This window comes from Campylobacter concisus (assembly GCF_002913745.1).
GTDB classification, from domain to species: Bacteria; Campylobacterota; Campylobacteria; order Campylobacterales; family Campylobacteraceae; genus Campylobacter_A; species Campylobacter_A concisus_R.
This window is the reverse complement of the sequence record NZ_PPCG01000047.1, coordinates 1-2482: the sequence shown is the minus strand read 5'-3', so window position 1 is coordinate 2482 and position 2482 is coordinate 1. Positions and strand designations below refer to the sequence as shown.

Below are 2482 nucleotides of genomic sequence, written 5' to 3'. Positions count from 1 at the left end.
GCCTAGCCTATCCATAAGATCATCCATTACCTAGCCCCTTTTTTTTAAAATTTATAGGTAAAAACATACATTATTAAGACGGATAATATTATTTCTATTACAACCATCTTATTTAGCCAAAAGGCTTTAGTTCTCTTTATTATTCGTTCCATTTACACACCCTTATTTTTATTGTCTATCTCTTTTTGCTTCATACTTTTTTATGTCCTCTAGCTGTCCTATACACTTCTCATAACCACTATAAACATCTATTAGCAGCACCCCTGCTTCGCTTTGGTTTGTTACATTTCTATCTGCTATCATAGGGGCTTGTAATAGGTAGCTTGGTATCTTGTCATACTTATTTAGCACTGCCTGCTTGCTTTCGCAACCCATCAAGCACATAAGAAACGCTGATGTCAAGAGCATTAGACATATCCTTTTTGTCCTCATTTTGCACCCTTTCTTTGACTTTACTAGCCTTTATTTCTATTATTTGTTTTTGCCTGCTGACCTTTTCAATGGTATCAAGCTTAAGAGAGATAAGCCTATCTTGCTCGTTTATCTCATCCTTAAGTCTAAGGTTCATCTCATCGCTAGCCTTTAGATTAGCTCTTGTAACGCTAAGCTCATTATCTAAGCTTTGATACCTATACCCTAGAAACAAAGTAGTAAGCAGCAAGAAGCCACTAAGATATAAACTAGGACTTAGCACTTGTATCCCTCCCATATTTGATTATGTGATAGGCTCTTACGCTGTAATAGAAAAGCAGTATCTTCCATTTAGATACACCTAAGAGCTCCAAGAGTTCCCTAAAGGTATCATCAGCTACTTTAAAATCACTATTGTTGCCTAGCTTTATATAAAGTCTTAAGGCATCATCTGTTAAGTAATCGTGTATCACAGAGGCTGTTAGATACTCAGGGCTATAAGGCTCAAACATCCACCAAAATATTCTAGGGATACTTGCACCGTCTGTTATGTAGCCCACAGGTATGTCTATGTCTTTATACTTAAACGGACTAGCTGTCTCAAAGTTATCCTTACCAAAAGGCTTAACTACTATTCTTTGTAACTTCTCAGCCATTATGCACCTCCTCAAGTGTTGGCATCTCTGCTAAAATCTCATCAAAACTCTTAGGCATCTTATGCTTACCCTCAGCAATAGCATTTAGCAAGCCATAGCCATACTTCCACACCTTAGCTCTCCAAATACCAAAGGCTTCCCCTTCTGCTCTAAAGTCATTGTCATAGCCTGCATAAGAGCAAGCAGAGAGTATGTCGTCATACCCTTTCTCCCTTGCCTTAGCATCTAGGAGTTGCTGGGTTTTTTCTTTAAAAAGTGCTGTAAGTTCCTCTAGGTTCTTGCTTACTATCTTGTATGAGACCTTATAGACATCATCATCAATCATAGAAGCTTGGACTACTTTTTGAAACTCATCAGTATTTACAGGGTATTCATCATAGCTTACTACTAAGTAGTCTAGCTTTTTAAGCTCTTCTTTGCTTAGAAAGCTAGTATAAAGAGTACCCTCAGAGGTTGTAATATAAGGTTTGTTCTCAACAATCCCTTCTTTTATGTTATATAGTTCCATTACCTATCCTATTATTCTAATCTCCATTACTTCGGTATCTTCCGTACTATAAGAAGTACCCCTAGTTACATTAGTTTTCATCAAACAAACAAGCTTGTCTTCTTTTTTAAATAAAGTGGCTTCTCTCGTTCTCTTAAGTGAGCTATCCTCATACAGAGCAGTAGAGGGGGCTTGCTCCTCTTTTATAAAAGTCTCTAATGAGGTTGGCGCTCTCCCAATAAATGTTATTGATGCTTTTTTATTTATTAGGCTATCATCCCACTTACCAAGCACTACCTCTTTCTCTCTATTTCCCTGAGAGATGGTAAAGGCTTTACTTAAAACTTCTCCAACAAAGTAGGCATTTCCAAACAAAGCACCATTACCTTTTGCTTCAGTATAGTTATCCAATCCGTTGTTTCCTCTTCTGAATATTAAGTTAAAGTTGGTGTTTGTGTCTAAAAGGGTTTCTCGGTTAAGCTTAAAGACAAGGCGATCTCTTATTCCTAAAGGGGTATGAAGAGATGCCTCTAGTATCATAGTAGGTAAAACACCGTTAGCAACCTCATAAGGATACTGAAAGGTCATTGCACTTATGTTCCCAGTTATGAGCGTAGTCTTTCCCCTGTTATAAGTATAAAACTTATCATTGTTTTTCCAAACGTGAGATATTATTTTAGAGCTAGTAGTAGTCCCTACGTCCTCCCACCATAGCGTACTATTTTCTGAAAAGAAGCGGTAGTTTAATGCAAAATAGATATAAACATATTTTGAATAAGTATCTTCTAGCTCCTTTGGTATCAAGAGGCTTTTTATCTCATTTTTTGAAATACGTATTTGTTGAGAAGGGGTTAAGTCTAGTAAGTAAGCACTAACTCCTGATATACTTGTATCTTTCTCAAAACGAGGCTTAGTGAAGCCGCAACCT

The 2482-nt window shown here is 37.0% G+C and carries 5 protein-coding genes; all 5 read right to left on the bottom strand.

Translation table 11 applies throughout. The features are described from left to right. Positions 1 to 168 precede the first annotated feature (168 nt). Positions 169 to 351 (bottom strand): hypothetical protein, encoded by a 183-nt coding sequence (locus CYO90_RS06385; protein ID WP_103578895.1) that lies wholly within the window; start codon positions 349 to 351, stop codon positions 169 to 171. Further along, positions 341 to 694 (bottom strand): hypothetical protein, encoded by a 354-nt coding sequence (locus CYO90_RS06380; RefSeq protein ID WP_103578894.1) that lies wholly within the window; start codon positions 692 to 694, stop codon positions 341 to 343. Before CYO90_RS06380 ends, CYO90_RS06385 begins: the two co-directional genes overlap by 11 nt. Beyond that, complete coding sequence (locus CYO90_RS06375; RefSeq protein WP_103567420.1) at positions 681 to 1067, bottom strand: DUF1353 domain-containing protein; 387 nt, start codon at positions 1065 to 1067, stop codon at positions 681 to 683. The genes CYO90_RS06380 and CYO90_RS06375 overlap by 14 nt, the downstream gene beginning before the upstream one ends. Continuing rightward, a complete protein-coding gene (locus CYO90_RS06370; RefSeq protein WP_103578893.1) occupies positions 1060 to 1575 on the bottom strand; it encodes a hypothetical protein in 516 nt (171 codons plus the stop codon). The genes CYO90_RS06375 and CYO90_RS06370 overlap by 8 nt, the downstream gene beginning before the upstream one ends. Before the next feature lie 3 nt (positions 1576 to 1578). After that, positions 1579 to 2482: hypothetical protein (locus CYO90_RS10235; RefSeq protein WP_181000227.1), on the bottom strand; the 904-nt coding region annotated here is incomplete at its 5' end.

Bases quoted from the DNA above. Each gene is read 5' to 3' on its own strand.
- CYO90_RS06370 (WP_103578893.1), bottom strand. From the start codon at position 1,575: ATGGAACTATATAACATAAAAGAAGGGATTGTTGAGAACAAACCTTAT.
- CYO90_RS06375 (WP_103567420.1), bottom strand. From the start codon at position 1,067: ATGGCTGAGAAGTTACAAAGAATAGTAGTTAAGCCTTTTGGTAAGGAT.